This window comes from Pseudomonas sp. 14P_8.1_Bac3, from assembly GCF_025466085.1.
Lineage (GTDB): Bacteria > Pseudomonadota > Gammaproteobacteria > Pseudomonadales > Pseudomonadaceae > Aquipseudomonas.
This window is the reverse complement of sequence record NZ_JANLOD010000007.1, coordinates 24,789-49,101: the sequence shown is the minus strand read 5'-3', so window position 1 is coordinate 49,101 and position 24,313 is coordinate 24,789. Positions and strand designations below refer to the sequence as shown.

At 58.8% G+C, this 24,313-nt stretch carries 23 protein-coding genes and 5 tRNA genes; 9 read left to right on the top strand and 19 right to left on the bottom strand.

Annotated features, from left to right (window positions below):
* Positions 1-51: 51 nt before the first annotated feature.
* The 5 genes from NTD84_RS02665 to NTD84_RS02645 all read left to right on the top strand — a co-directional run bounded on the left by NTD84_RS02665 (position 52) and on the right by NTD84_RS02645 (position 5,347).
* Entirely contained in the window at positions 52-1,035 is a 984-nt protein-coding gene (locus NTD84_RS02665) for a flavin reductase family protein (RefSeq protein WP_262163362.1), read from the top strand.
* Positions 1,032-2,360: a spinster family MFS transporter gene (locus NTD84_RS02660; protein WP_262163361.1), complete on the top strand. Its 1,329-nt coding sequence runs from the start codon at positions 1,032-1,034 to the stop codon at positions 2,358-2,360. Before NTD84_RS02665 ends, NTD84_RS02660 begins: the two co-directional genes overlap by 4 nt.
* 24 nt (positions 2,361-2,384) lie before the next feature.
* On the top strand, positions 2,385-2,996 hold the full coding sequence (locus NTD84_RS02655) for a TetR/AcrR family transcriptional regulator (RefSeq protein WP_315975558.1): 612 nt from the start codon (positions 2,385-2,387) through the stop codon (positions 2,994-2,996).
* 176 nt (positions 2,997-3,172) lie between these two features.
* Positions 3,173-4,303, top strand: a complete 1,131-nt coding sequence (locus NTD84_RS02650; RefSeq protein WP_262163357.1) for a carbon-nitrogen hydrolase family protein — start codon at positions 3,173-3,175, stop codon at positions 4,301-4,303.
* Between the two features lie 3 nt (positions 4,304-4,306).
* A complete protein-coding gene (locus tag NTD84_RS02645) occupies positions 4,307-5,347 on the top strand; it encodes an AraC family transcriptional regulator (RefSeq protein WP_262163356.1) in 1,041 nt (346 codons plus the stop codon).
* A gap of 400 nt (positions 5,348-5,747) precedes the next feature.
* On the opposite strand, the gene NTD84_RS02640 is transcribed toward NTD84_RS02645, so the two are convergent.
* From NTD84_RS02640 to NTD84_RS02585, 12 genes are all read right to left on the bottom strand, one after another.
* On the bottom strand, positions 5,748-6,572 hold the full coding sequence (locus NTD84_RS02640; protein WP_262163354.1) for a DUF2242 domain-containing protein: 825 nt from the start codon (positions 6,570-6,572) through the stop codon (positions 5,748-5,750).
* Between the two features lie 229 nt (positions 6,573-6,801).
* Positions 6,802-8,673 carry a SurA N-terminal domain-containing protein gene (locus NTD84_RS02635; protein ID WP_262163353.1) on the bottom strand — a complete coding sequence of 624 codons (1,872 nt, stop codon included), beginning with the start codon at positions 8,671-8,673 and terminating at the stop codon, positions 6,802-6,804.
* 102 nt (positions 8,674-8,775) lie between these two features.
* Positions 8,776-8,853: transfer RNA gene (locus tag NTD84_RS02630), tRNA-Leu, on the bottom strand.
* Between the two features lie 53 nt (positions 8,854-8,906).
* The gene (locus NTD84_RS02625) at positions 8,907-9,179 is read right to left on the bottom strand and encodes an HU family DNA-binding protein (RefSeq protein ID WP_262163351.1); all 273 of its coding nucleotides are present in this window, start codon (positions 9,177-9,179) and stop codon (positions 8,907-8,909) included.
* Positions 9,180-9,326: 147 nt separating this feature from the next.
* Positions 9,327-11,723, bottom strand: a complete 2,397-nt coding sequence (lon, locus tag NTD84_RS02620; protein WP_262163349.1) for an endopeptidase La — start codon at positions 11,721-11,723, stop codon at positions 9,327-9,329.
* A gap of 162 nt (positions 11,724-11,885) precedes the next feature.
* Entirely contained in the window at positions 11,886-13,169 is a 1,284-nt protein-coding gene (clpX, locus tag NTD84_RS02615; RefSeq protein WP_007946893.1) for an ATP-dependent Clp protease ATP-binding subunit ClpX, read from the bottom strand.
* 112 nt (positions 13,170-13,281) lie between these two features.
* The gene (gene clpP, locus NTD84_RS02610) at positions 13,282-13,917 is read right to left on the bottom strand and encodes an ATP-dependent Clp endopeptidase proteolytic subunit ClpP (RefSeq protein ID WP_262163347.1); all 636 of its coding nucleotides are present in this window, start codon (positions 13,915-13,917) and stop codon (positions 13,282-13,284) included.
* A 93-nt stretch (positions 13,918-14,010) separates the two neighbouring features.
* Complete coding sequence (tig, locus tag NTD84_RS02605; RefSeq protein ID WP_262163345.1) at positions 14,011-15,321, bottom strand: trigger factor; 1,311 nt, start codon at positions 15,319-15,321, stop codon at positions 14,011-14,013.
* Between the two features lie 399 nt (positions 15,322-15,720).
* Positions 15,721-15,796 (bottom strand) — tRNA-His (locus tag NTD84_RS02600).
* A 78-nt stretch (positions 15,797-15,874) separates the two neighbouring features.
* Positions 15,875-15,959: transfer RNA gene (locus NTD84_RS02595), tRNA-Leu, on the bottom strand.
* A 57-nt stretch (positions 15,960-16,016) separates the two neighbouring features.
* Positions 16,017-16,092 (bottom strand) — tRNA-His (locus NTD84_RS02590).
* 32 nt (positions 16,093-16,124) lie between these two features.
* Positions 16,125-16,201, bottom strand: a tRNA-Arg gene (locus NTD84_RS02585).
* A gap of 275 nt (positions 16,202-16,476) precedes the next feature.
* On the opposite strand from NTD84_RS02585, the gene folD reads away from it, so the two are divergent.
* Both folD and pbpG read left to right on the top strand, forming a co-directional pair.
* On the top strand, positions 16,477-17,331 hold the full coding sequence (gene folD, locus NTD84_RS02580; protein ID WP_262163344.1) for a bifunctional methylenetetrahydrofolate dehydrogenase/methenyltetrahydrofolate cyclohydrolase FolD: 855 nt from the start codon (positions 16,477-16,479) through the stop codon (positions 17,329-17,331).
* Positions 17,332-17,570: 239 nt separating this feature from the next.
* A complete protein-coding gene (gene pbpG, locus NTD84_RS02575) occupies positions 17,571-18,509 on the top strand; it encodes a D-alanyl-D-alanine endopeptidase (RefSeq protein ID WP_262163342.1) in 939 nt (312 codons plus the stop codon).
* A 51-nt stretch (positions 18,510-18,560) separates the two neighbouring features.
* On the opposite strand, the gene NTD84_RS02570 is transcribed toward pbpG, so the two are convergent.
* The 3 genes from NTD84_RS02570 to NTD84_RS02560 all read right to left on the bottom strand — a co-directional run bounded on the left by NTD84_RS02570 (position 18,561) and on the right by NTD84_RS02560 (position 19,826).
* Entirely contained in the window at positions 18,561-18,776 is a 216-nt protein-coding gene (locus NTD84_RS02570) for a hypothetical protein (protein WP_262163341.1), read from the bottom strand.
* 19 nt (positions 18,777-18,795) lie between these two features.
* Positions 18,796-19,002 carry a DUF6021 family protein gene (locus NTD84_RS02565; RefSeq protein WP_262163340.1) on the bottom strand — a complete coding sequence of 69 codons (207 nt, stop codon included), beginning with the start codon at positions 19,000-19,002 and terminating at the stop codon, positions 18,796-18,798.
* Between the two features lie 95 nt (positions 19,003-19,097).
* Entirely contained in the window at positions 19,098-19,826 is a 729-nt protein-coding gene (locus tag NTD84_RS02560; RefSeq protein ID WP_262163338.1) for a peptidase C39 family protein, read from the bottom strand.
* Between the two features lie 169 nt (positions 19,827-19,995).
* Here NTD84_RS02560 and NTD84_RS02555 point away from each other — a divergent pair, with 169 nt between their 5' ends.
* The gene (locus NTD84_RS02555; protein WP_262163337.1) at positions 19,996-20,163 is read left to right on the top strand and encodes a hypothetical protein; all 168 of its coding nucleotides are present in this window, start codon (positions 19,996-19,998) and stop codon (positions 20,161-20,163) included.
* Positions 20,164-20,239: 76 nt separating this feature from the next.
* Here the strand turns inward: NTD84_RS02555 and NTD84_RS02550 are convergent, their stop codons facing one another.
* Both NTD84_RS02550 and NTD84_RS02545 read right to left on the bottom strand, forming a co-directional pair.
* Entirely contained in the window at positions 20,240-20,989 is a 750-nt protein-coding gene (locus NTD84_RS02550) for a TerC family protein (RefSeq protein WP_262163336.1), read from the bottom strand.
* Between the two features lie 28 nt (positions 20,990-21,017).
* The gene (locus tag NTD84_RS02545; protein WP_262163334.1) at positions 21,018-21,260 is read right to left on the bottom strand and encodes a hypothetical protein; all 243 of its coding nucleotides are present in this window, start codon (positions 21,258-21,260) and stop codon (positions 21,018-21,020) included.
* A gap of 240 nt (positions 21,261-21,500) precedes the next feature.
* On the opposite strand from NTD84_RS02545, the gene nhaR reads away from it, so the two are divergent.
* On the top strand, positions 21,501-22,400 hold the full coding sequence (gene nhaR / locus NTD84_RS02540; protein ID WP_262163333.1) for a transcriptional activator NhaR: 900 nt from the start codon (positions 21,501-21,503) through the stop codon (positions 22,398-22,400).
* A gap of 4 nt (positions 22,401-22,404) precedes the next feature.
* Here the strand turns inward: nhaR and NTD84_RS02535 are convergent, their stop codons facing one another.
* Positions 22,405-23,559 carry an MFS transporter gene (locus NTD84_RS02535; protein ID WP_262163331.1) on the bottom strand — a complete coding sequence of 385 codons (1,155 nt, stop codon included), beginning with the start codon at positions 23,557-23,559 and terminating at the stop codon, positions 22,405-22,407.
* A gap of 229 nt (positions 23,560-23,788) precedes the next feature.
* Positions 23,789-24,298 (bottom strand): DUF1993 family protein, encoded by a 510-nt coding sequence (locus NTD84_RS02530; protein ID WP_262163329.1) that lies wholly within the window; start codon positions 24,296-24,298, stop codon positions 23,789-23,791.
* Between the last annotated feature and the right edge of the window lie 15 nt (positions 24,299-24,313).

Here is a 24,313-nt window from a genome sequence, read left to right as displayed (position 1 = left end):
GCAATCGTCCAATACTGGCCATACGAAAATCCCCACTCCATGAGGCCAGTCATGGCAACGCAAACTATCAGCTTCGATCCCCAGGCCTTTCGCGCCGCGCTCGGCACGTTCACGACCGGGGTCACAATCATCACCACCCAGACCGAAGACGGCTCGCCGGTGGGTATCACCGCCAACAGTTTCAACTCCGTGTCGCTCAACCCGCCGCTCGTGCTCTGGAGCCTGTCCAAGCAAGCACGCAGCCTGCCGGTATTCAGCAGCGGCAAACACTGGAACGTGCACGTGCTCTCCACGGAGCAGGAGACGCTGTCGGGACGTTTCGCCACCCAGGGCGAAGACAAGTTCGCCGAGATCAAACTGGACAACGGCGTCAGCGAGGCGCCGCTGCTGCAGGATTGCACGGCGCGATTCCAGTGCCGCACGGCGTTCCAGTACGAAGGTGGCGACCATGTGATCTTTGTCGGTGAAGTGCTGGCCTTCGATCACAGCGACCGCGCGCCGCTGGCGTTCCAGAGCGGCCAATATGCCCTCGCCACGCGCAAGCCCCGCAGCGAGCTACGCCTGGCGACCACACCGCCACCGCCCGAGTGCAGCTACACCGAAGACCTGCTCGGCTACTTGCTGGGGCGCGGGCATTACCAGGCGCTCAATGCCCTGCGGCAATTGCTGAACAGTCAACAGCTGGACGAGCAGACGTTTTTTATCCTGTCGATCCTGTGCATCCGGGACAACCTGACCCTTGAGGAAATCAACACGTTCGTGAACTACACCGGCCGCGTCGTCACACTTGCCAGCATGCGGTTTCTTGAACGCCAGAGCCTGGTCGCGTTCGAGGGACCGGCCGAATCGCTGCGTTTTGTCCTCACAGCGCAGGGGCGCGAAGTGTCAGTGCATCAACTGGCACTGGCCAAGGCGGTGGAAGAAGACCTTTCGGCCAAGCTCGGCGCAGCCGATGCACAGGCCTTGAAGGTTCTGCTCAAACGGTTGATCGTCGTGAGTGACCCGGGCTTGCCTGATTTGTGGGCACCGCGGTGACCGCACGCGAGGGTACGTTGCCCGCGGCACGGGTTGGCTGGCGCAGCCACGGCCTGCTGTTACTGTTGGCCCTGGTGTTTGCCGACAACTTTGTCGGACGCCAGATACTCGCGGTCATGGTCGAGCCGATCAAAGCCGAATTCGGCGTCGGCGATACCGCCATCGGGTTGATCTCGGGCCTGGCGTTCGCCGCGGTGTATGCGCTGATGGGCTTGCCCGCGGGACGCCTGGTGGATCGCATGCCGCGCCTGCGCCTGCTGGCCATGTCGTGCCTGCTGTGGTCACTGGCGACAATGGCTTGCGGGCTGGCCGGCGGGTTTATTGCGCTGGCCATCGCGCGGATGCTGGTGGCCGTCAGTGAATCGCCGACGACTTCGGCTTCACTGTCGTTGATCGCCGACCTGTATCCACCGCAACGACGCTCTTTCGCCATCAGTTGTTTTACCGCGGCGCCGACGTTTTCTTCCATCATCGGTTTAAGCATTGGAGCCTGGGTGGTGGAGCACTACGGCTGGCGTAGCGCGTTCGTTGCCCTGGGAGTACCGGCGTTGGTGTTCTGCGCCATCCTCGCGCTCTTCGTCCGTGAACCGGGGCGCGGCCGGTGGGACCTCACGCCACAGACTCACGCGCAACCGGCGTTGCTGGGCATGGGCGCCGAAGCGCGCAAACTCTGGGCACTGCCGGCCTATCGTTGCCTGATCCTGGCGGGCGGCCTGACCACGCTCAGCTCCTATGCCATCGGCATGTGGAATACCAGTTTTCTCGTGCGCTCCCACGGCTTGTCATTGCAGCACGCCGGGTTGCTGGCGGGCGTCATCTGCGGCACCTCGGCCGGTATCGGTGGCCTGTTCAGCGGTTGGCTGAGCGACCGTCTGTGTCGACGCCATCCGCATTGGCAGATTTCCATTCCGGTCATAGGTCACCTGGCAGCGCTGAGTGCACTGGTGCCCTATCTGCTCTGGTCGGATTCGCTGCTGGTGCACTTCGGCGACGTGCCCATCCCCAGCGCCATGCTCTGGTGCGCGCTGTATTCGTTCTTCGCCGTATGGTGGGTGGCCCCTTCCTACAATCTCGTCACCCAACTGGTGCCATCCGGCCGACGCGGCACGGCCATGGCGCTGCAAACCATTGTCAGCACGTTGCTCGGGGTCGGCGTGGGCCCTCTGATCACGGGCTTGTTCAGCGATATGTTGCTGCCCCTGTTCGGCCACGAATCGCTGCGGTACTCGCTGCTTCTGGTGAATCTGCCGGTGATCTGCGCGGTGGTGTTATTGGTGCGCACCGCCCGCCATGCGTCCAGGACGTCCTACCGCCACGTCGAGTAAATCGCTACCAGGGGCAACATGCCAATGTCTGTATCAAGCAAACCGGTCAGCAGCGCCCGCGACCGATTACTGGAGGCTGCGGTTGAACTGTTCGCCGTTCACGGTTTTCAGGCCATCGGCTTGCGCGACCTGGCGAATTATCTGGGTTTGCATGCGGGCTCTCTGTACCACCACATCGAAAATAAACAGTCTCTGTTATTCGAACTGATCGAGTCCGGCTTTTCGGATTTGTTACTGGACACCGTGCACCGAACCAAACGCGCACGGAACCCTCGCGAGCGTCTGCGCCTGTTCATTCAGGCCTTCGTCGCGTTCCGCTTCAACGAAAAACACACGCTGATGCTCATGGCACGTGAAGTCGCGAATCTTGATACAGAACAAAAGGCCCAGGTCATCCAGTTGAAAAACCGCTACGCCTCCCTGTTGAAATCGATCATCGATAATGAAGACCGTGAACCCGGTACACCCGACATCGACAATTGCCCAATGACCGGCGCAGTCATTGCGATCTTGTTTGGGCAGGCTCAGTGGTACAGCGTCGAGACAACAAAAGCCGTGCTCACGGAAACACTCACGACCGTGATTTCGGGGATTATCGGCCACCATAAAAAGATCCTAATACAGGGGATTTCCTGAACGCCCTTGCTGCCCGTCGGCACGTAAAAGTCATTGGCAGCAAAGCTCCAGGTCCCCTTGCAGGAGCCGGCCGGTAAACACAGAAATTCCCCATCAACACGTTGATTCGCTTTATCCTTGAGCCGATTTTCGATGAAACGCCTTAAACCCTGCACCCGGCCGTTGACTGCTTCCCCATGCGTAAACTTCTGTACCTGACCTTCTCCATGGCATTGATTGCCGCCCTGACGACCTACGCGATGTGGGCCGCGGATCGCCCCGCGGGTCATTACCTGTCGGACCTGAGGATCGATCTCGCCATCGATCAGGGCACGCCGGCCGATCGTGGCAACCTGTTGGGGATCCAGCCGGAGCTGTTTCCCACCGACTATCAAAGCGCCGACCGCCTGCACCGCAAGCTCGCGGCCTATCTGCAGAAAGCCCAGGAGCAGGGGCTGCTGAATGACAAAACCATCGTCGTGCTGCCCGAACATGTGGGCACCTGGTTGATGGTCAGCGGCGAAAAAGACGAGCTGTACCAAGCGCCCACCATCAAGGAAGCCATGAACTGGCTGGCGGTGAGCAACCCGGTGAAGTTCGTCCGCGCGCTGATCAGCGCCAAGGGCGACAACCGCCTGGACGATGCGCACCTGCGCATGAAAGCCAAAGGCATGGCCAAGGATTACCAGGCGCTGTTCGGTGGTTTGGCGAAAGAATTTCACGTGACGCTGGTCGCAGGCTCCATCGTGCTGCCCGAGCCGAGCATCATCGACGGCACCCTGAAAATCGGCCAGGGCGCGCTGTACAACAGCAGCGTGGTGTTCGGTCGCGACGGCGTGCCGATCGGCCAGCCCCAGCGCCAGATGCATCCGATCTTCGCTGACCGCGATGTGATCGAGGCCAATGGCGAACAGGCTGTGAGCGTCGTCGACACCCCGGCCGGTCGACTCGGGATATTGATCGGCAGCGACAGTTGGTATCCGGAAAACTACCGCAAACTCGACGACCAAGGCGCGCAGTTGGTAGCCGTCCCGGCCTTCGTCAGCGGCCGCGGCACGTGGGACAAGCCATGGCGCGGCTACAAAGGGTTGTCGACACCAAAGTCGGTCAGCCTCAAGGCCGGTGAACTGAGTGAGGGCCAGGCCTGGCACCGCCTGACGTTGACCGCGCAACCGCCGAGCAGCCAGGCGGTCGCGGGCATGAGTGTATTTCTGCGCGGGCAGTTCTGGGACCAGGGCAGTGCCGGGCAAAGTTTCCTCAGCAGCAACGGGCAGCACTTCGCCGGCGGCGACGTGCGTGGCGCGCGTTTGCTGAACCTTTGGTTGTAAGCCATGAAACCGTTGCCGATGCGTCTGGGGGACCTGTCGGTCGGCTTCGTTCATAGCCTGGCGGATGCCATACGCAGCCACGGCATCGACCCGCAACCGCTGCTCGATCAATATGGCCTCGACCCGGCTCGGCTGAGCGAAGCCTGCGCCCGACTCTCCATCCCGCGCTACATGCGCCTGGGGCACGGCGCGATCCAGCTGACCGCCAACCCGGCGCTGGGCTTGCGCATGGGCCAGCTCAGCCGCCTCAGCCAGGCCGGCCTCGCCGGGGTCACCGCGGCACAGGCGCCGACGGTGCGAGAGACGGCGCGCTGCCTGATTCGCTTTGAAGCCTTGTACGGCTCCAACTATCGCGGCCAGTCAAGTTTCCACGAAGACGCCACGGGCGCCTGGCTGCGGTTCTATTCCATCAGTCCCTACAACGCCTATAACCGCTTCGTGGTGGATTCGATCATTGCCGGCTGGTTGCAGCAGCTGTCCAGCGTCAGCCCGGTGCCCTTGAGCGCCGAACGCATCGACATCGAGTTCGACGAGCCCGATTACCGGGAGGCGTATGCGCTACTGGGCGATTGTCCGATCCAGTTTGGCGCCGAACACAACCAACTGCGCCTGAGCCTGGGTAGCCTCGCTCAGCGTAATCCCGTGCACTGTCCCAGTACCTGGCGGCATCTGCTGCAATTGTGTGAACGGGAGCTGGAACAGCTGACGCGCACCCGTAGCCTGCGTGAACGCATCACTCAGTTACTGGGGCCGTTGCTCAATGGTGGCCGGGAACCCGACCTGGAAGAAGTGGCGGCACGCCTGAAGCTGCCCACCTGGACCTTGCGTCGCAGACTCGCAGAGGAAGGCACGCAATTTCGTGCAATTCTCAACGACACCCGCCGCGACCTGGCCATGACCTACATTCGCGATACCGAACTGGCGTTCGGTGAAATCGCCTACTTGCTGGGCTTTGCCTCAGCCGAAGCGTTTCAACGCGCTTTCAAACGCTGGAGCGGTCAGACCCCCGGCGAATTTCGCCGCAGTCACCGCCAGTCAGCCTGACGCTTACAGCTCGGTAGCGTCTTCGGCCGGTTCCAGCGGGTCCAGTTCAAACGCCTGAAACTCGAGCAGCTCTTCTTGATAATCGTCCATTTTGAATCCCCTTCAGCTCATTGAAAAAAACACTCGAATAACTGACCAGCGCTTTGAGCATAAAGTGCCCGCGTGAAAGAAAAATGACGCGGGCACGACGCTTCGTCGCTACTGAATAAAACGTAGCAGGCACTTGGGAATTTATCCGGGGTATTTTTTTCGAGGCCGACTATCAGGAATCCCCCGATCGTCTGCAGGAGCCGGCTTGCTGGCGATGGCGGTGCGTCAGACGACATTATTGAATGTTGATCAGACACCGCGTCCACCGGCAAACCGGTCCCTCAGCCACAGAGAGGCCGAGGTGTAACCGTCAAGGCATCGATTTGATCGGTTCGCTCGGCGGCGCCATGTCACTCGGGTTCGCCGGAGGCGTTATGGTTTCCGCTGCCGGAGCCGGCTCGCTGTTCTCGGCCGGCGTGATCGGTGCGGCGTCGGCTGGCGGCGCAACGGGTTCCGAGACAGGCATCGGCGCAGGTTCCGCCGGCGGGGCCGGGACAGGTTCCGCCGCAGGTGCCGGTTCGGGTGCCAGCGAAGCCGGAGCGGCCTTGGCTTCCGGCACGCCGAGATCGGTTTTCGGCTTCTCGACGATGTGCGCGGCTTTTTTCGCTTCCGCAGGCAGGAACAGCTCGACCAGGGTGAAGAAACGCTCGTAGAACTTCGCCGAGGAAACTGTCTCGCTGGCGACCTTGACCATCGAGTCGTCAGAGGAGCCGATCGGCATCGACACCGAACCCAGCACGCCTACGCCGAGGCTGGCAGAGTTGTTGGTCTTCTTCAACGCATAGCGATCCTGCAAGGCGTTGGCGAACATGGTCGCGTGGTGCCCTTCGCTGCCGTCATCGGCACACACCACACTGAAGCTGATCTCCATGTGCGTATCGCCGGTCTGCTGGAAGCTTTTATGACCACTGATCAGCTTCGGGTCGCTGCTGGTGATGATGTAGCCCTGGCTGAGCAACGCCCGACGAGCGGCTTCGCAGGTCTGCGTATCGGTCACCGGATAGTTACGCGAAAACGTTCCGGAGTCGTCGAAGTTCTCATGCTCATAGATCGCTGCTTTCTTCGACGAGCAGCCGGCCGCGGCGGCCAGCAGCAACGCCAGCCCGACAACCTGCACGGGAAATGATTTAAACATTGAACATCCTGAGGAAAACGGTCCGGGGCGTATTGTGCAACAGATCGATGCTTAGGTGCGCATCGATTGGTGTCTTAAAACGGTGACAGGTGAATTGACCGTTATATGCGGGAAAAGTCGCGTGGGCTTTTGGACGATCGATGAGCCGAGACACCATCAAAAACCTCGCCCACAAAAAACCCCGGCGTTTCGACCGGGGTTTTTCAATTGCAGAAAACTCAATCAGGCATCAGTAACGCTTGATGTCCGCTTCAGTTTCCAGCTGTTTGCGGTACGCCGCAAAGTCTTGCTGGCCGATGCGCGAGGCGAGGAAGCGACGGTATTGAGCCTTCTCTTCTTCGGTCGGTGCAGCGGCTTCGTTGACGCCGTTCAGGCGCACGATCACCAGGCTACCATCGGCCAGGGTCACGCTACTGAAGGTCGGCTTGTCTTTGGCAGCTGGTTTCGGCATGCGGAACAGCGCCTGCAGCACAGTCGGGTCAATCCCTTCCTGAGCGCGAGTCGCGGCGGTGGTGATTTTCCAGCTCTGACCGTCGATCGCCTTGTCCAGTGGCGTCTTGCCTTCGCGCAGGTTGGTGATCAGGGCGTCAGCCCTGGTCTTGGCGTCAGCACTGGCGTGCTCCTTGGCCAGCTGACTGCGGATGGCGGCAGACACGCTTTCCAGCGGCAATTGCGTCGGCTTCAGGTGTTCCTTGGCGCGCAGCACGATCACGGTTTCCGGATCGAGCTCGATGGCCGTGCTGTTGGCACCCTCATCCAACACTTCAGGACTGAACGCGGCAGTGAGCACGGCACGGTTGGCGGCAACGCCTTCGCCACCTTCGCGGCCGAACGGCTTGGAGGTATGAACGGTCAGCTTCAGGTCCTGAGCCGGCTGGGCCAGATCGGAAGCTTCGAACGACGAGTCTTCCAGCTGCTTGGTCGCCTCGACGAAACGCTGCTCGACCTGCTGGGTTTTCAGCTCGCGGGTCAGCTTGTCTTTCAGGCTGGCGAGGGTCGGAACTTCCGGGGCCTCAACACCCAACAACTTGATCAGGTGGAAACCGAAGTCAGTGCGAACCGGCGCCGAGACTTGATCCTTGTTCAACGCATACAACGCTGTTTCGAACGCTGGATCGTACACGCCAGGACCGGCATAGCCGAGGTCACCGCCGTTGTTCGCCGAACCTGGATCCTGCGAGAACTCCTTGGCCAGGGCCTCGAATTTCTCGCCCTTGGCCAGACGGGCCTGGATTTCTTCGATCTTCGCCTTGGCTTGCGCCTCGGTCACTTTGTCGTTCACTTCGATCAGAATGTGCGCCGCCCGACGTTGCTCGGACAGGTTGGCGATTTCTTTCTGATACGCCGCTTGCAGGTCTTCATCCTTGACGGCGACCTGATCAAAGAAGGAAGACTTCTTCAATTCGAGGTAGTCAATGATCACCTGATCCGGCGTCATGAACTCCTTGGCGTGTTCGTCGTAGTAAGCCTTGACCTCATCGTCGGTCAGCTTCACCGCTGCCGGGTCAGCCTTGACGTTCAGGGAAGCGAAGTCACGGGTCTGCTTTTCCAGACGGGCGAAAGCCAGCACCTGGGCGTCGGTGACAAAACCGCTACCTGCCAGACCCGCACGCAGCTGGCCGATCAGCATTTCCTGAGCCAGCATCTGGCGGAATTGCATGCGGCTGTAGCCGAGTTGACGAATGACCTGATCGAAACGCTCGGGACTGAATTTGCCGTCCACCTGGAATTCTGGTGTTTGCAGAATCACCTGGTCCAACGCCGTTTCGGAGAAAGCAAATTTCGATTTTTCTGCGCCTTGCAGCAGCAGTTTGCGATCGATCAGGCCCTTGAGGGCCGATTCGCGCAACATTTTCTCGTCGAGCAAGGAAGCATCGAAATCCTTGCCCAGCTGTTGCATGAGTTGACGGCGTTGCATATCAACCGCCTGGCTCAGCTCGTTCTGGCTGATTTCTTCGCCGTTGACCTTGGCCGCGTCGTTACTATGGGTAGTGGCCTTGAAAATGGCATCGAAACCGGTCAAAGCCATCAGTGCAACGATGACCCCGATAATGGTCTTGGCAATCCAGCCTTGTGAATTGTCCCTGATATTCTGCAGCATGCGTCCCCCAGAAACGGTTGAACTTCAAAATTAGGCAACCGTGGAGCGTGGGTAGAATCCGGATAGAAGAAAGGCGCATCCGAGGATGCGCCTTCTCGTAACTGGCGGAGCGGACCGAAGGTTCGAACTTGCGACCCTCGGCGTCTCGGACCGGCGACCTGCCGACTGGACTACCGCTCCGCTGCCAGGTCAGGCATGACCCCGACCCGGATAGGCAAAAACCTGAATCAAACTTAGTTGACAGCTTCTTTCAGTGCTTTACCGGCTTTGAAACCTGGTTTTTTGGCTGCTGCGATCTGCAGCGACTTACCGGTCTGTGGGTTACGACCGACGCGAGCCGGACGATCAGTTACGGAGAAAGTGCCGAAACCAACCAGAACAACAGAGTCGCCAGCCTTGAGAGCGCCAGTGACGGATTCGATTACAGCGTCCAGCGCACGGCCAGCAGCAGCTTTCGGGATATCAGCGGATGCAGCGATAGCATCAATCAGTTCCGACTTGTTCACTCTAAGTCCCCTTATATCTATTTGAGTATGATTCTAAGTTTTTTGGTGAAAGCAAAAACGAGTGCTGAATGGCCTACAGACACTTAAGAGCCGCTTTATAACAAGGGCTCTAAAAAGCTGTCAACAAGCCCCTCAGGCAAATCCGTACTAATGCGTGCTAATTCTTTCCTTAGAGTCAGACTCGCGTTTTTCATCCTTTGCAACTATCTCCGGAGCTACATCGGGTAAGGGCTCCGGCGCGTATTGCAGCGCAATTTGCAGGACCTCGTCAATCCATTTAACCGGTTTAATCTGCAGATCCTGCTTGATATTGTCAGGAATTTCCTTCAGATCGCGTACGTTCTCTTCAGGAATGATCACAGTCTTGATCCCGCCACGGTGAGCGGCGAGCAGTTTTTCTTTCAGACCGCCAATCGCCAGTACCTGGCCACGCAAGGTGATTTCGCCCGTCATGGCGACATCCGCGCGCACCGGAATCCCGGTCAATGCCGACACCAGGGCCGTGCACATGCCTACACCGGCGCTAGGGCCATCCTTCGGGGTCGCCCCTTCCGGCATGTGGATGTGCGTGTCGCGCTTCTCGTGGAAGTCCAGGGGAATCCCCAGGCTCTTCGCACGGCTGCGGACAACGGTCAGGGCTGCGGTGATCGACTCGACCATCACGTCACCCAGGGAACCGGTCTTGATCAACTGCCCTTTACCCGGTACGACAGCGGCTTCGATGGTCAGCAATTCGCCGCCCACCTGGGTCCACGCCAGACCGGTCACCTGGCCGATCTGATCCTGGGATTCAGCCAGGCCGTAACGGAATTTACGCACGCCCAGGAAGTGTTCGAGCATCTCGGCAGTGACCTTCACCGAGAAGCGTTTTTCCAGTGCATGCTCTTTGACCGCCTTGCGGCAGACCTTGGCAATCTGGCGCTCCAGCCCCCGCACACCGGCTTCGCGGGTGTAGTAGCGAATGATGTCGCGGATCGCTTCAGCGTCGAATTCCAGCTCGCCTTTCTTCAGGCCATTCGCCGTAATCTGCTTCGGCGAAAGGTATTTGACGGCGATGTTGATCTTCTCGTCTTCGGTGTAGCCCGGCAGACGAATCACTTCCATCCGGTCGAGCAGCGCCGGCGGAATATTCATGGAGTTGGAGGTGCACAGGAACATCACATCGGACAGGTCGTAGTCGACTTCCAGATAGTGATCGTTGAAGTTGTGGTTCTGCTCCGGATCGAGCACTTCCAGCAACGCCGACGCCGGATCGCCACGCATGTCGCTGCCCATTTTGTCGATTTCATCGAGCAGGAACAGCGGGTTGCGGACGCCCACCTTTGTCATCTTTTGAATCAATCTTCCTGGCATCGAACCGATGTAAGTACGGCGATGGCCACGAATTTCCGCTTCATCGCGTACGCCGCCAAGGGCCATGCGCACGAATTTGCGGTTGGTGGCGTGAGCAATCGATTCTGCCAGGGAGGTTTTACCCACACCCGGAGGACCGACCAGGCACAACACCGGACCACGAATTTTCTTCACCCGCTTCTGCACGGCGAGGTATTCGAGGATCCGTTCTTTGACTTCTTCCAGACCGTAGTGGTCGGCATCAAGGATGTCTTCTGCACGAGCCAGGTCGAGACGCACCTTGCTCTGCGCCTTCCACGGCACCTGGACCAGCCAGTCGATGTAGGAGCGCACCACGGTCGCTTCCGCGGACATCGGCGACATTTGCTTGAGTTTGTTCAGTTCACCCTGGGCTTTGGCCATGGCGTCCTTCGGCAGGCCAGCGGCATCGATGCGCTTCTTCAGCTCTTCGATTTCGTTGTGGCCTTCGTCGCTGTCGCCGAGCTCTTTCTGAATGGCCTTCATCTGCTCATTCAGGTAGTACTCGCGCTGGCTGCGCTCCATTTGTTTCTTGACGCGACCGCGAATGCGTTTTTCCACTTGCAGCAGATCGATTTCGGCATCCAGCAGCGCCAGGACGTGCTCGACCCGGGCCGACAAATCGATGATTTCGAGGATTTCCTGCTTCTGCTCGATTTTCAGCGCCATGTGCGCGGCCATGGTGTCGACCAGGCGGCCAGGCTCGTCGATGCTGTTGAGCGACGACAGGACCTCGGCCGGCACTTTCTTGCCCAACTGCACATACTGCTCGAACTGAGCCAGCAGACTGCGCACAAATACTTCCGACTCGCGTTCTGGCGCGTCGACTTCGTCGATCAACGAGACTTCGGCACGGCAGTGGCCGTCCACTTCGCTGAAGCGCTCCACGGCACCACGCTGCTCGCCTTCGACCAAAACCTTGACCGTGCCGTCTGGCAGCTTCAGCAGCTGCAGGACGGTCGCGATGGTGCCTACGCGATAAAGTGCGTCTTCACCGGGATCGTCGTCGGCAGGGTTTCTCTGCGCCAGCAGAAGGATCTGCTTGTCGCCCGTCATCGCTGCCTCGAGGGCTTCGATGGATTTCTCGCGCCCCACGAACAGCGGGATAACCATGTGCGGATAAACCACGACATCACGCAATGGCAGGAGAGGCAATTCGATGGTTGTCTTCATGATTTCGCCTCTACGGCGGCCATAAGGCCGTAAACAGATGGAAGTAAGCTTGAAACCAAGATGGGGGCTGCTTTCAAAAAAAACAAGCATAAAGAGGGTGTTAAAAACGCTTTAAAAGAAAAGGGGCCCGAAGGCCCCTTCTTTATTCCAGCTGCGTGACGCTTATGCGTCTGGCGCGGCCTTCGCAGCCGGCTCACTGTTTTCGTAGATATACAGTGGCTTGGACTTGCCTTCTATCACGCTTTCATCGATCACGACTTTGCTCACCTCGGACTGCGAGGGGATTTCATACATCGTGTCGAGCAACACACCTTCGAGAATCGATCGCAGGCCACGGGCACCGGTCTTGCGTTCCAGGGCGCGTTTTGCGACGGATTTCAGCGCGTCGGCCCGGAATTCCAGGTCCACGCCTTCCATCTCGAACAGCTTGGCGTACTGCTTGGTCAGGGCGTTTTTCGGCTCGGTGAGAATCTGCATCAACGCAGCCTCATCAAGCTCGTCCAGCGTGGCAAGCACCGGCAGACGACCGACGAATTCCGGGATCAGACCGAACTTGACCAGATCGTCAGGCTCGACTTCACGCAGGGATTCACCGACTTTCTTGCCTTCTTCCTTGCTGCGCACTTCTGCGTTGAAACCGATGCCACCTTTGGTGGAACGGTTTTGAATCACTTTCTCCAGGCCAGAGAACGCACCACCGCAGATGAACAGGATGTTACGGGTATCGACCTGCAGGAATTCCTGCTGCGGATGCTTGCGGCCACCTTGAGGCGGAACGGAAGCGACCGTGCCTTCGATCAACTTGAGCAAGGCCTGCTGCACGCCTTCACCGGAAACGTCCCGGGTGATCGACGGGTTGTCAGATTTACGCGAGATCTTGTCGATCTCATCGATGTAGACAATGCCCATCTGGGCTTTTTCTACGTCGTAATCGCACTTCTGCAGCAGCTTCTGAATGATGTTCTCGACATCTTCGCCCACGTAACCCGCCTCTGTGAGGGTGGTTGCGTCAGCGATGGTGAACGGAACGTTCAGCAAGCGGGCCAGTGTTTCGGCAAGCAGGGTTTTACCCGAGCCTGTCGGGCCGATCAGCAAGATATTGCTTTTGCCGAGTTCGACGTCGTCATTCTTTTTGTCACGCTGATTCAGGCGCTTGTAGTGGTTGTACACCGCTACGGCCAGAACCTTTTTTGCACGTTCCTGACCAATCACGTACTGATCAAGGATGCCGCTGATTTCTTTAGGCGAAGGCAATTTATGCGCGCTGCTTTCGGCCTGTGCTTCCTGCACCTCCTCACGGATGATGTCATTGCACAGGTCGACGCACTCGTCGCAGATAAAGACCGAGGGGCCGGCAATCAACTTGCGTACTTCATGCTGGCTTTTGCCACAGAAGGAGCAATAGAGCAGCTTGCCGTTGTCCTCGCCGTTGCGGGTGTCAGTCATTCGTTCGATCCAAATCCGATAGGCTTGCAACACAAGATGAAGGCTATTGCGGGCTTTTTCAAGCCCGCTGGTGATCGGACCCGCCGACCAACCTTATTTTGAGCTGCTTATTTTAAGCGGGGCGCTGGGTGATCACTTCATCGATCAAGCCGTAGTCGCGCGCGGCTTCTGCGCTCATGAAGTTGTCGCGGTTGGTATCGCGCTCGATTTCTTCAAGAGTACGCCCGCTGTGCTGGGCCATCAGCTTGTTCAAGCGCTCGCGAATGAAGAGGATTTCCTTGGCATGGATTTCGATATCCGAGGCCTGGCCCTGGAAACCGCCCAGTGGCTGGTGAATCATCACGCGCGAGTTCGGCAGGCAGAAACGCTTGCCCGGCGCACCGGCGGTCAGCAGGAAAGCGCCCATGCTGCACGCCTGGCCGATACAGGTGGTCGACACGTTGGGCTTGATGAACTGCATGGTGTCGTAAATCGACATGCCTGCTGTCACCGAGCCGCCCGGGGAGTTGATATAGAGATGGATGTCCTTGTCCGGGTTTTCCGCTTCAAGGAACAGCAGTTGCGCACAAATCAGGTTGGCCATGTAGTCCTCTACGGGACCAACCAGAAAGATCACACGCTCCTTGAGAAGGCGCGAGTAAATATCGTAGGCGCGCTCGCCACGAGCGGACTGCTCGACAACCATCGGGACCAGGCCGCCTGCGGCCTGGATATCAGAGTTCTGCTGAATATACGAATTACGGAACATGCTCTGCAGTCACTCCCAAATAGTTATGTCTTGAATACGCATAAGCCAGCACGAAGGCTGGCTTATGGTGTGTGCTTCTTACCGCAAAAACGATCAGTCGGCTTGTGGAGCTTCTACCGGCTTGACTGCTTCTTCGTAAGAGACCGATTTGTCGGTCACGCTAGCTTTCTGCAGAACAGTATCCACAACTTGCTCTTCCAGCACAACCGAACGGACTTCGTTCAGTTGCTGGTCGTTCTTGTAGTACCAGGACACAACCTGCTCAGGCTCTTGGTAGGCCGAAGCCATTTCCTGGATCATTTCACGAACGCGGGCTTCGTCAGGCTTCAGGTCGAACTGCTTGACCACTTCAGCCACGATCAGACCCAGCACAACGCGACGCTTGGCTTGTTCTTCGAACAGCTCGGCCGGCAGTTGGTCAGGCTTGATGTTGCCGCCGAACTGCTGAACAGCCTGCACGCGCAGACGGTCAACTTCATTGGACAGCAGAGCCTTAGGCACTTCGATCGGGTTGGTGGCCAGCAGACCATCCATTACCTGATTCTTCACCTTGGATTTGATCGCCTGGCGCAGCTCGCGCTCCATGTTCTTGCGAACTTCGGCACGGAAGCCTTCCAGACCGGTTTCCTTGATGCCGAATTGAGCGAAGAATTCTTCGTTCAGCTCTGGCAGTTTTGGCTCGGAAACAGTGTTCACGGTGACCGTGAACTCAGCGGTTTTGCCAGCCAGGTCGAGGTTCTGATAGTCCTCTGGGAAGGTCAGGTTCAGAACGCGCTCTTCGCCGGCCTTAGCGCCAACCAGACCGTCTTCGAAACCCGGGATCATGCGGCCGGAACCCAGCACCAGCTGAGTACCTTTGGCGGAACCGCCAGCGAACACTTCACCGTCGACCTTGCCGACGAAATCGATGTTCAGCTGGTCATCGTTCTGGGCAGCACGATCGGCTACTTCGAAACGGGTGTTCTGCTTGCGCAGCACGTCCAGCATCTTGTCCAGATCAGCGTCAGCCACTTCGGCGCTCAGGCGTTCTACGGTGATACCGTCGAAACCGGCAACGGTGAACTCAGGGAACACTTCGAAAATCGCGACGTATTCCAGGTCTTTACCGGCTTCCAGGGATTTCGGCTCGATCGAAGGCGCGCCAGCCGGGTTCAGCTTTTGCTCGACTACGGCTTCGTAGAACGAGGACTGGATCACATCGCCAACGGCTTCCTGGCGGGCATCAGCACCAAAACGGCGCTTGATTTCGCTCATCGGCACTTTGCCTGGACGGAAGCCAGCGATCTTGGCCTTTTGGGCGGTCTGCTGCAGACGCTTGTTGACCTGAGTCTCGATGCGCTCAGCCGGCACGGTGATGCTCATGCGGCGCTCAAGAGCAGAAGTATTTTCAACAGAAACTTGCATGGATATTCCTCGTTGCACAGACGTTAGCCGGCCGTTTCCGACCCCAGAATCAAGGGCATGCATTCTAGTGGGTCGAACTCAAGAAGTCACCCTACTGAAAACGGGTAAAAACGCAGCAGGCAATTTATAGGGGCGAATGCACGAATGCGTCCCGTCCCCGTGGCAATTACAGCCATTTACGCCAGGGCTCTGCGCTACCCCTTCTATTAATAGAAGAGATGGCTAATCATCCCCCCGGCAGCCGATCTTGCGAACAAGACCGACGGGCGGCGCCGCATCGTCGAAACACGTCGATACGACGAAACGCCACCCCTGCGACCTGGACCTGCAGTCGCTGAACTTTCAAACCCCTGAAACAAAAAAGGCGCCAGACTGTTAAATCTGGCGCCTTTCGGAATATGGGGTGGACGATGGGGATCGAACCCACGACAACGGGAGTCACAATCCCGTGCTCTACCAACTGAGCTACGCCCACCATATTGCGTAACAAAGAAGCCATGACAACTTCTCTGTCGAGCCCCACCAAGCCAATCGGCCAGAGTGAAACTTTATTTGGTGCGGATGAAGAGACTCGAACTCTTACGCCTCGCGGCGCTGGAACCTAAATCCAGTGTGTCTACCAATTCCACCACATCCGCGGATTGAAGCTGTTAAAGCAAAGGCGCCAGACTGTTAATCTGGCGCCTTTCGAAATATGGGGTGGACGATGGGGATCGAACCCACGACAACGGGAGTCACAATCCCGTGCTCTACCAACTGAGCTACGCCCACCATATCGCGCTACTTGTGCCAAAGCTGCCTAATGGCGCACCCGGCAGGACTCGAACCTGCGACCATCCGCTTAGAAGGCGGATGCTCTATCCAGCTGAGCTACGGGCGCCTTGTTAATCTGTACTCTTGGAGGACTACAAACTAAGTGCTTGTCAGCCTTGCGAATAGGTAACTCCGCTCGACTTTCTCAACCAGTGCTAGGCTGTGCCCGACAAGTGCGACGAATAGTATAGAGGCCCCTGAGGGGCGTCAAATCCTTTTTATAAAAAATTCATTTAATTAAAGGGGTTAGAGGAATTTGCAGACCAAGCGCCTTTGCCCTCACCGCATGACATGCGAGAATGCGTTCTCTTTTTTTCCCCTCTCGATGGTTAATCACGCGCAATGACTGCACAACTAATCGACGGCAAATCGATCGCCGCCAGCCTGCGCCAGCAGATCGCCAAACGCGTAACCGAGCGTCGCCAGCAAGGCTTGCGCACACCCGGTCTCGCGGTGATCCTGGTCGGCAGCGATCCTGCCTCTCAGGTTTATGTCTCGCACAAGCGTAAAGACTGTGAAGAGGTCGGCTTCATTTCCCAAGCCTACGACCTGCCTTCCGAAACCACTCAGGAAGCACTGGCCGATCTGATCGATCGCCTGAACGACGACCCGGCAATCGACGGCGTTCTGCTTCAGTTGCCGCTACCAGAACACCTGGACGCCTCCAAATTGCTGGAACGCATTCGTCCGGACAAAGACGTCGACGGTTTCCATCCTTACAACGTCGGCCGCCTGGCCCAGCGTATTCCGCTGCTGCGCCCGTGCACACCCAAAGGGATCATGACGCTGCTGGAAAGCACCGGCGCCGATCTGTACGGGATGGACGCCGTGGTCGTCGGCGCCTCCAATATCGTAGGCCGGCCGATGGCGATGGAATTGCTGCTGGCCGGTTGCACCGTGACCGTCACCCACCGTTTCACCAAGGATCTGGCCGGCCACGTTGGTCGTGCCGATCTGGTCGTGGTCGCCGCCGGCAAGCCCGGCCTGGTCAAGGGTGAGTGGATCAAGGAAGGCGCGATCGTGATCGACGTCGGCATCAACCGCCAGGACGACGGCAAACTGGTCGGTGACGTGATCTACGAAACCGCCCTGCCCCGCGCCGGCTGGATCACGCCGGTGCCGGGTGGCGTCGGCCCGATGACGCGCGCCTGCCTTCTGGAAAATACGCTGTACGCGGCGGAAACGCTGCATAGCTGAGTTGGCGCTTCGCGTCCGCCGACGAACAAAAGCACCCCGCCCTTGGCGGGGTTCTTTTTGTCCGGAGAAACAACCCTACCATTCGCCGGAAACCTGCTGTTTTGTAGGGGTTTTCAAGGACTTTCACCTGTTGATTGAACATCTATCGACAGTTCTTCAGCCATACTCCTAAAATGTGTCGGTTTCTAAGAAACAGCCCGTTACAAAACGGCTAATCCACACCTTATGAGTCTGCCAGCGTGAAAATTCGTCTTTCCATCCTGAGTCTATTTTTTGCAGTTACAGGGACGTTCATCACGCTAACGGTCAATGCGGCCGACACCACCGCAGCGCCACGCGACACCACACAACTGAAGATCGCCTCCGGCAGCGCCCTGCTGATGGACCTGCAGACCAACAAAGTCATTTACGCCAGTAATCCGGACGTGGTCGTGCCGATTGCCTCGGTCAGCAAACTGATGACCGCGCTGGTGGTGGTCGAAGCCAAACAGAACATGGACGAGTACATCTCGATCAACATCAGCGACACACCGGAAATGAAAGGTGTGTTCTCCCGAGTCAAACTCAACAGTGAAATGCCGCGCCGGGAGATGCTGCTGATTGCGCTGATGTCTTCGGAAAACCGTGCCGCCGCCAGCCTCGCCCACCACTATCCGGGCGGCTACGTCGCGTTCATTGCCGCGATGAACGCCAAGGCCAAGGCGCTGGGCATGACCAGCACGCACTACGTCGAACCGACCGGGCTGTCGCCGCGTAACGTGTCGACCGCACGGGACCTGAGCAAATTGCTGGTTGCCGCGCACAAGTACCCGATCCTGACCGAGCTGAGCACCACCAAGGAAAAAACCGTTTCGTTCCGCAAGCCCAATTACAGCCTGGGCTTTCGCAACACTGACCACCTGATCGGCAAGCCGAACTGGGACATCAAGCTGACGAAAACCGGCTTCACCAACGAAGCCGGTCACTGCCTGGTGCTGGTGACCAGCATGGGCAATCGCCCGGTGGCGTTGGTGATTCTCGATGCGTTCGGGAAATACACGCACTTCGCCGATGCCAGCCGCATTCGCAGCTGGGTCGAGACCGGCAAGGGCACCAACGTGCCCTCCGTGGCCTTGCAGTACAAGTCGGAGAAGAACCTCAAGCACCGTCAGAGCGGTGTGGTCGAAGCCTCGAAATAATCCTGCAGAAAAACAAAGCCCCGATCATTCGGGGCTTTTTTTATCCGGCCATCAATCATTCGGCAACGGCATTTGATCGTCATCAGGGATGCCATCCCCAGCACTCGGGTCCCTTGCGCCTCGCGGGTGCTCGGTCGGTGTCACCAAAGGCCTGGCCAGCGGGTCCCGCATCGGGCTGTCCGGATCCATCACCGGATCAATCTCTTCTTCGGGAGTGGTAGGAACGCTGTCCGGATGTTTGTCATCAAAACTCGAGTCGGTAGACATAGACACCTCTCACTGAATCTCAGGGTTTCAGATCTGCCAGCGGGTCGTAAGGCTTGGCGGGAGTCTTGTCGCCCTCCCCGGGCTTCACGTCCTTGGGCGCCTTCGCGGGCCCGATCGGGTCGACCTGAGGATCGGAAACGTCCGGCGAATCGGGGTCGAAACCCAAGTCATCGCCTGAGGAATGTTCAGACGAATGCGGGCCATCAGGGTTGTTGGTATGTGCCATCGAGCGCCTCCTTGGTCGGGCCCGGAGAAATCCGGGCGCTTATCACTCTGAGGCCGATGACGCTCGAGCGTGCGATGCAGATGACGAACGGAGCGTTACTGCGCGTTCAGCGCCTGCCTGGCACGGGCGGCCGCTTGCTCCTGACCGGCCTGGGCCAGATCGCTCGCTGCTTTCAACCAGCGTTGCTGATCGACATGGGCAGGAATCTGGTTCGGTTTTTGGATCAGCACCGCCCAGCCGCCAGCCGCTTTGAAAGCCGACTCGAACGAAGCGAAGCTCATCAGTTCCCGACGATTCATCCCGGCGCGCAACAGTACAGTCTGCTTCTGACGGTTGTAGCCGGCGAGAATGGCGTAACGCGGTTCGGCCCAGAACGCCGAGCCTTCGGTGAAACGCACCATCACTGGATAACCCGCAGCCACCTGAGTCAGCAGCGCCGGCAGATTACTGTCGAGGGGGTACACAACCATGCCGTACTCGCGGGCGAGGTTCTGGATGTTCTGCTGCAACTGCGCTTCCGCGCCCGGCACGTGCAAAGGCTTTTCGAGCAGACCCGGCGTTATCACGACGCCCTGCTGTGACAGCATGCTCGCCAGCACCTGCGGCCCGCTTTGATACTCCTGGCCCCGATAGAACGTACCGCTGAGTTCCACCCGTTCCGGCAGACGCTTGACCTCGGGCGCAACACTTCCCGCGCAACCCGCCAGCCCGACAACGCAGCCGGTAATCAGTGCTGCCATTCGAATTCGTGACATTGCCCGCACCCTCATTACTCCCTCGTTCAGACGCCGGTGATCCGTGCTCCCGGCTAGGCCGTCGATCATAGGGCGCCACGCGGCAGTGGTATAGCCTTAAGCGTCAGTTTGGCGGGTTCGATAGAGCGAAGTGGTTGGTGACAGACGACCTTTGGTCAATAGCCTGAAACATGGCAGCGACTAGACTGTCACTTGCAATGAGTGTGTTCGCCCGCGGCAGGGCAAAGAGGAGGCACCGATGAGCCTGACGATGACCGTTGTAATGTTGATTTCCGGCTGGCTGGCCGTTGCCGCCGCCATGTTGTGGGGGGTACTGCGAATCGCGCGCCGCCATCACCACCCTGCCCCGGCGGCTCGGGTGGCAAACCTGGAAAAACCGACGGTGCGCCACGCCACGGCGCACTGACCGACACGCTTAAGGGCGCAAAAAAACGGCCGCCTGTGCTCTCGCGAGCGCAGGCGGCCGTTTCGTTTTCCCTGGATTAAGCTTCAGCGGCCATGCGCTTCTGCTTCGCCCGACGGGACATCATGTTCAAGCCCTCGATCGTTGCCGAGAACGCCATGGCCGCGTAGACGTAGCCTTTCGGTACGTGGGCGCCGAAGCCTTCGGCGATCAGCGTCATGCCGATCATGATCAGGAAGCCCAGCGCCAGCATCACCACCGTCGGGTTGTCGTTGATGAACTTGGCCAACGGATCAGCCGCCAGCAACATCACCAGCACCGAGACCACCACCGCGATGATCATGATCGGCAAATGCTCGGTCATGCCAACCGCAGTAATGATGCTGTCGATGGAAAACACCATGTCCAGCATCAGGATCTGCCCGATCGCAGCGGCAAAACCCAGGGCCACGGTCGAGGTCGCGGTCTTCGGATCTTCCGGTGCCGGGTCCATGCTGTGATGGATCTCGGTGGTCGCCTTCCACAACAGGAACAGGCCGCCGGCGATCAGGATCATGTCTTTCCAGGAGAACGCATGGCCGAGGATCTCGATGACCGGCGCCGTCAACTGGACGATGAACGCGATGGTGCTCAATAGCGCCAGTCGCAGAATCAGCGCCATGCCGATACCGATGCGCCGCGCTTTCTGCCGATGCTGCTCCGGCAATTTGTTGGTCAGGATCGAGATGAAGATCAGGTTGTCGATGCCGAGCACGATTTCCATCACCACCAGCGTGGCCAGGGCGATCCAGGCGGTGGGGCTTGCAGCAAGTTCTAAAAGGTATTCCATGGGTCAGTCCTGACTCGTTTAAGGCGGTTTAGATGTCCTGGGACGAAGATTCGGTTTTTTTCCTGTCTTCGTCCGCGGGTTCTTTCTTGCTGATCAGGCCGCCAGTGGCGTCGCTGAGCGCTTGTTCGGCAGCTTTATGGGTATCGTCGATCGCTTGCTTCGCGCTTTCCGCAGCCTTGCCCATCAGTTGCTGCGCGCTTTTCTCGGCCTGGTCGCAACCGGACAGTATCAGTAAAGACGCGATCAGCAGGGCCGTGGTTTTAAGCTTCATCAATGTCTTCCTCTAGAGATCTTCTGTAGGAGCGAACGTGCTCGCGATTGACTAAAGGCCGCCGCGTTTGGCCGGTAGCCACGCGTTATCGTTAACGACCATCGCGAGCAGGCTCGCTCCTACAGTTTTGTGAATCGAACCGCAGTCCGTGAATAGCGAGGCATTCTAGGGAGGCAAACACTTCAGGAAAATTCGTATTTTTAGCGGCTATACTTCGTTTTTTACGAACTGTTGGTTGCCATGCTCAATTATCGACAACTGCATTACTTCTGGGTGGTGGCCAAGACCGGCAGCATCGTGCGCGCCTGCGAGCAACTGAACCTGACGCCGCAGACCATCAGCGGGCAGATTTCGCTGCTTGAACAAACCTTCGGTATCGAATTGTTTCGCCGGGTCGGTCGACAGCTCGAACTCACTGAAGCCGGGCGTCAGACACTGCCCTACGCCGAGCAAATGTTTCAGCTCGGTGGCGAACTGGAATTGATGCTGCGCGCGCAGCCTGATGAGCAGCAAATCCTGTTCCGGGTCGGCGTCGCCGACGTCGTGCCCAAGTCCATCGTCTACCGCCTGATCGCACCGACCATGGAGTTGAGTGAACCGCTGCGCATCACCTGCCGCGAAGACAAACTCGAGCGGCTGCTCGCCGACCTGGCGATCCAGCGCCTCGACCTGGTGATTTCCGACAGTCCGATGCCGTCGCACCTGGACATCAAGGGCTACAGCCAGAAGCTCGGTGAATGCGGGATCAGTTTCTTCGCCACGGCTGGACTGGCGGCGCAATACGGTCAGGATTTCCCGCGCAGCCTGCACGGCGCGCCACTGCTGATTCCAGGGCCGGAAACCGTGGTGCGCAGTCGCTTGCAGCGCTGGTTCGCCGAGCAGCAGATTCAGCCACGGATCGTCGGCGAGTTCGATGACAGCGCCTTGATGCAGGCGTTCGGGCAATCCGGCAGCGGGATTTTCATCGGCCCGAGCGTGATTGCCGATGAGGTGAAGCGCCAGTACGGCGTGGAATTGATCGGACAGACCGACGCGGTGACCGAGTCGTTCTACGCCATTTCGGTGGAGCGCAAGGTCAAGCACCCCGGCATCGTTGCGATTACCGAAGGCGCCCGACGCGAGCTGTTCACCGCGATGTGACGGCTCAGACGCAGACTTCGCGCGGCTTGAACGTCATCAGCGCCATCGCCAGCAGGATCGACACCAGGATAAAACCGGCTGCGGCAAACCCGAGACCGCCGAGGCCGACACTGTCGATCACCCGGCCGCCGACCATGGCCCCAAGGCCAATGCCGAGGTTGGCGCCGGCAATGTTCAGCGACGCGGCAAACGCCGGCGCCTCAGGTGCAGCTTTCATCAAACGCACATGGCTGACCAGGAACAACGCCGCCTGGGTCACGCCCCAGATGCCCATCGCCGCCGCCAGACCCAGCGGCGAATGGATGTTCGGCACCAATGCCACCATGCCGGCAATCATGAACGCGCAGAACGTCACCGAGGCAATCAGTGGATGACGATCCACCGCACGGCCGCCCAGCGAGTTGCCGATCAAGCCCACCGCGCCGAAGCCCATCAGGCACCAGCCGACCACCGTGCCGTTGAATCCGGCCAGACGTTCGAGAATGTCGGCGAGGTAGGTGTAGGCGGTGAACATACCGCTGAACACGAGGATCGACAGCAGCACATGGCCGATCATCAACGGGCTGCGCAGTATCTTGAACTGCGAACGGAAACTCACCTGATGCTGGTGCAGGCTGGTTTTCGGCAAGTAGATGAACAGCAGCAAGGCCTTGGCGAAGGCGATGACCGCCAGAATGCCGAAGGCGCTGCGCCAGCCGAACGCATCGGAAATCAGTGTACCGACGGGAATGCCGAACACCGTCGCGCAGACAATGCCGAAGCCGATCTTGGCGATCGCCCGTCCGGCATAATCCGGCCCTACGATGTCCACCGCCGTCTCGCTGGCCAGGGCCCAGAACACCGGCAGCCCGAGCGCGGGAATCAACCGCGCGACGGCCATCACCCAGATATTCGGCGCAAACGCCGCGAGGGTGTTGGCCAGACCGAACATGATCAGCACCGAGATAAACAGCTTGCGCCGTTCGAACCGGGCGAAGTACGCAGTCAGGAACGGCCCGAACGCCGCGACGGTGAAGGCGAACAAGGTCACCAGCAACCCGGCCTGGGGGATGGTGACTTCCAGATCCCGGGCGATGGCGGGCAACAGGCCGACGATGACGAATTCCGTGGTCAGCACCGTGAAACCGGCGGCGGACAACAGAAGGATGGGCAACAGCATTTGAAACTCCAGAAAAAACGACGACACCAGCGATAGCCCGAAGGCCCACTGGCAGATGCAAATGAGGATGGGCAATCTTAACAGAGTGTTTCCAAACGCGGTTGCACGAACCTGCCAATCGTGTCTGATCGCTGGCCAGCCGGGCCTCTAACACTTTTACGCACCCCAGAAACCAAAAAACCCGCAAAGGCGCTAACCTTGGCGGGCTTTTTTTGTTATTGCGACGGGTTTAGTAGGCGCCCATGTAATCGCGCTTGCCCACTTCCACACCGTTGTGACGCAGCAGCGCGTAAGCCGTGGTGACGTGGAAGAAGAACTGCGGCAAGCCATAGCTCAGCAGGTAAGCCTGGCCGCTGAAGCGCTTCTCTTTCGGCGTGCCCGGACGGGTGATGATCTCGACGCCTTCCTTTCCATTGATCTGCTCCGGCTTGAACTCGCCGATATAGCCCAGAACCTTGGTCAGCAGCGCCTGCAGGTCGGCGAAGGTGGTTTCGGTGTCGTCATACTTCGGCAATTCGACCTCGGCCAGACGCGAAGAAATGCCTTTGGCGAAATCAACGGCGATCTGCACCTGACGCACCAGCGGGAACATGTCCGGGTACAGGCGGGCCTGGAGGAACGCGTTCGGGTCGATGTTCTTGGCGGTGGCGTGGGCTTCGGCCTTGTTCAGGACGTCGCTGAGGGCGGTGAGCATTTGTTTCAGAACCGGAATGGAAGCGTCGTACAGGGAAATGGTCATGGCAGTCTCGTGTAG

Excerpts from the sequence above, each read along its gene's own strand:
- NTD84_RS02665 (WP_262163362.1), top strand. The coding sequence starts at position 52 with ATGGCAACGCAAACTATCAGCTTCGATCCCCAGGCCTTTCGCGCCGCG.
- NTD84_RS02655 (WP_315975558.1), top strand. The coding sequence starts at position 2,385 with ATGTCTGTATCAAGCAAACCGGTCAGCAGCGCCCGCGACCGATTACTG.
- NTD84_RS02650 (WP_262163357.1), top strand. The coding sequence starts at position 3,173 with ATGCGTAAACTTCTGTACCTGACCTTCTCCATGGCATTGATTGCCGCC.
- NTD84_RS02645 (WP_262163356.1), top strand. The coding sequence starts at position 4,307 with ATGAAACCGTTGCCGATGCGTCTGGGGGACCTGTCGGTCGGCTTCGTT.
- NTD84_RS02640 (WP_262163354.1), bottom strand. The coding sequence starts at position 6,572 with ATGTTTAAATCATTTCCCGTGCAGGTTGTCGGGCTGGCGTTGCTGCTG.
- NTD84_RS02635 (WP_262163353.1), bottom strand. The coding sequence starts at position 8,673 with ATGCTGCAGAATATCAGGGACAATTCACAAGGCTGGATTGCCAAGACC.
- lon (WP_262163349.1), bottom strand. The coding sequence starts at position 11,723 with ATGAAGACAACCATCGAATTGCCTCTCCTGCCATTGCGTGATGTCGTG.
- clpX (WP_007946893.1), bottom strand. The coding sequence starts at position 13,169 with ATGACTGACACCCGCAACGGCGAGGACAACGGCAAGCTGCTCTATTGC.
- clpP (WP_262163347.1), bottom strand. The coding sequence starts at position 13,917 with ATGTTCCGTAATTCGTATATTCAGCAGAACTCTGATATCCAGGCCGCA.
- tig (WP_262163345.1), bottom strand. The coding sequence starts at position 15,321 with ATGCAAGTTTCTGTTGAAAATACTTCTGCTCTTGAGCGCCGCATGAGC.
- folD (WP_262163344.1), top strand. The coding sequence starts at position 16,477 with ATGACTGCACAACTAATCGACGGCAAATCGATCGCCGCCAGCCTGCGC.
- NTD84_RS02570 (WP_262163341.1), bottom strand. The coding sequence starts at position 18,776 with ATGTCTACCGACTCGAGTTTTGATGACAAACATCCGGACAGCGTTCCT.
- NTD84_RS02565 (WP_262163340.1), bottom strand. The coding sequence starts at position 19,002 with ATGGCACATACCAACAACCCTGATGGCCCGCATTCGTCTGAACATTCC.
- NTD84_RS02560 (WP_262163338.1), bottom strand. The coding sequence starts at position 19,826 with ATGATCGACGGCCTAGCCGGGAGCACGGATCACCGGCGTCTGAACGAG.
- NTD84_RS02555 (WP_262163337.1), top strand. The coding sequence starts at position 19,996 with ATGAGCCTGACGATGACCGTTGTAATGTTGATTTCCGGCTGGCTGGCC.
- NTD84_RS02550 (WP_262163336.1), bottom strand. The coding sequence starts at position 20,989 with ATGGAATACCTTTTAGAACTTGCTGCAAGCCCCACCGCCTGGATCGCC.
- NTD84_RS02545 (WP_262163334.1), bottom strand. The coding sequence starts at position 21,260 with ATGAAGCTTAAAACCACGGCCCTGCTGATCGCGTCTTTACTGATACTG.
- nhaR (WP_262163333.1), top strand. The coding sequence starts at position 21,501 with ATGCTCAATTATCGACAACTGCATTACTTCTGGGTGGTGGCCAAGACC.
- NTD84_RS02535 (WP_262163331.1), bottom strand. The coding sequence starts at position 23,559 with ATGCTGTTGCCCATCCTTCTGTTGTCCGCCGCCGGTTTCACGGTGCTG.
- NTD84_RS02530 (WP_262163329.1), bottom strand. The coding sequence starts at position 24,298 with ATGACCATTTCCCTGTACGACGCTTCCATTCCGGTTCTGAAACAAATG.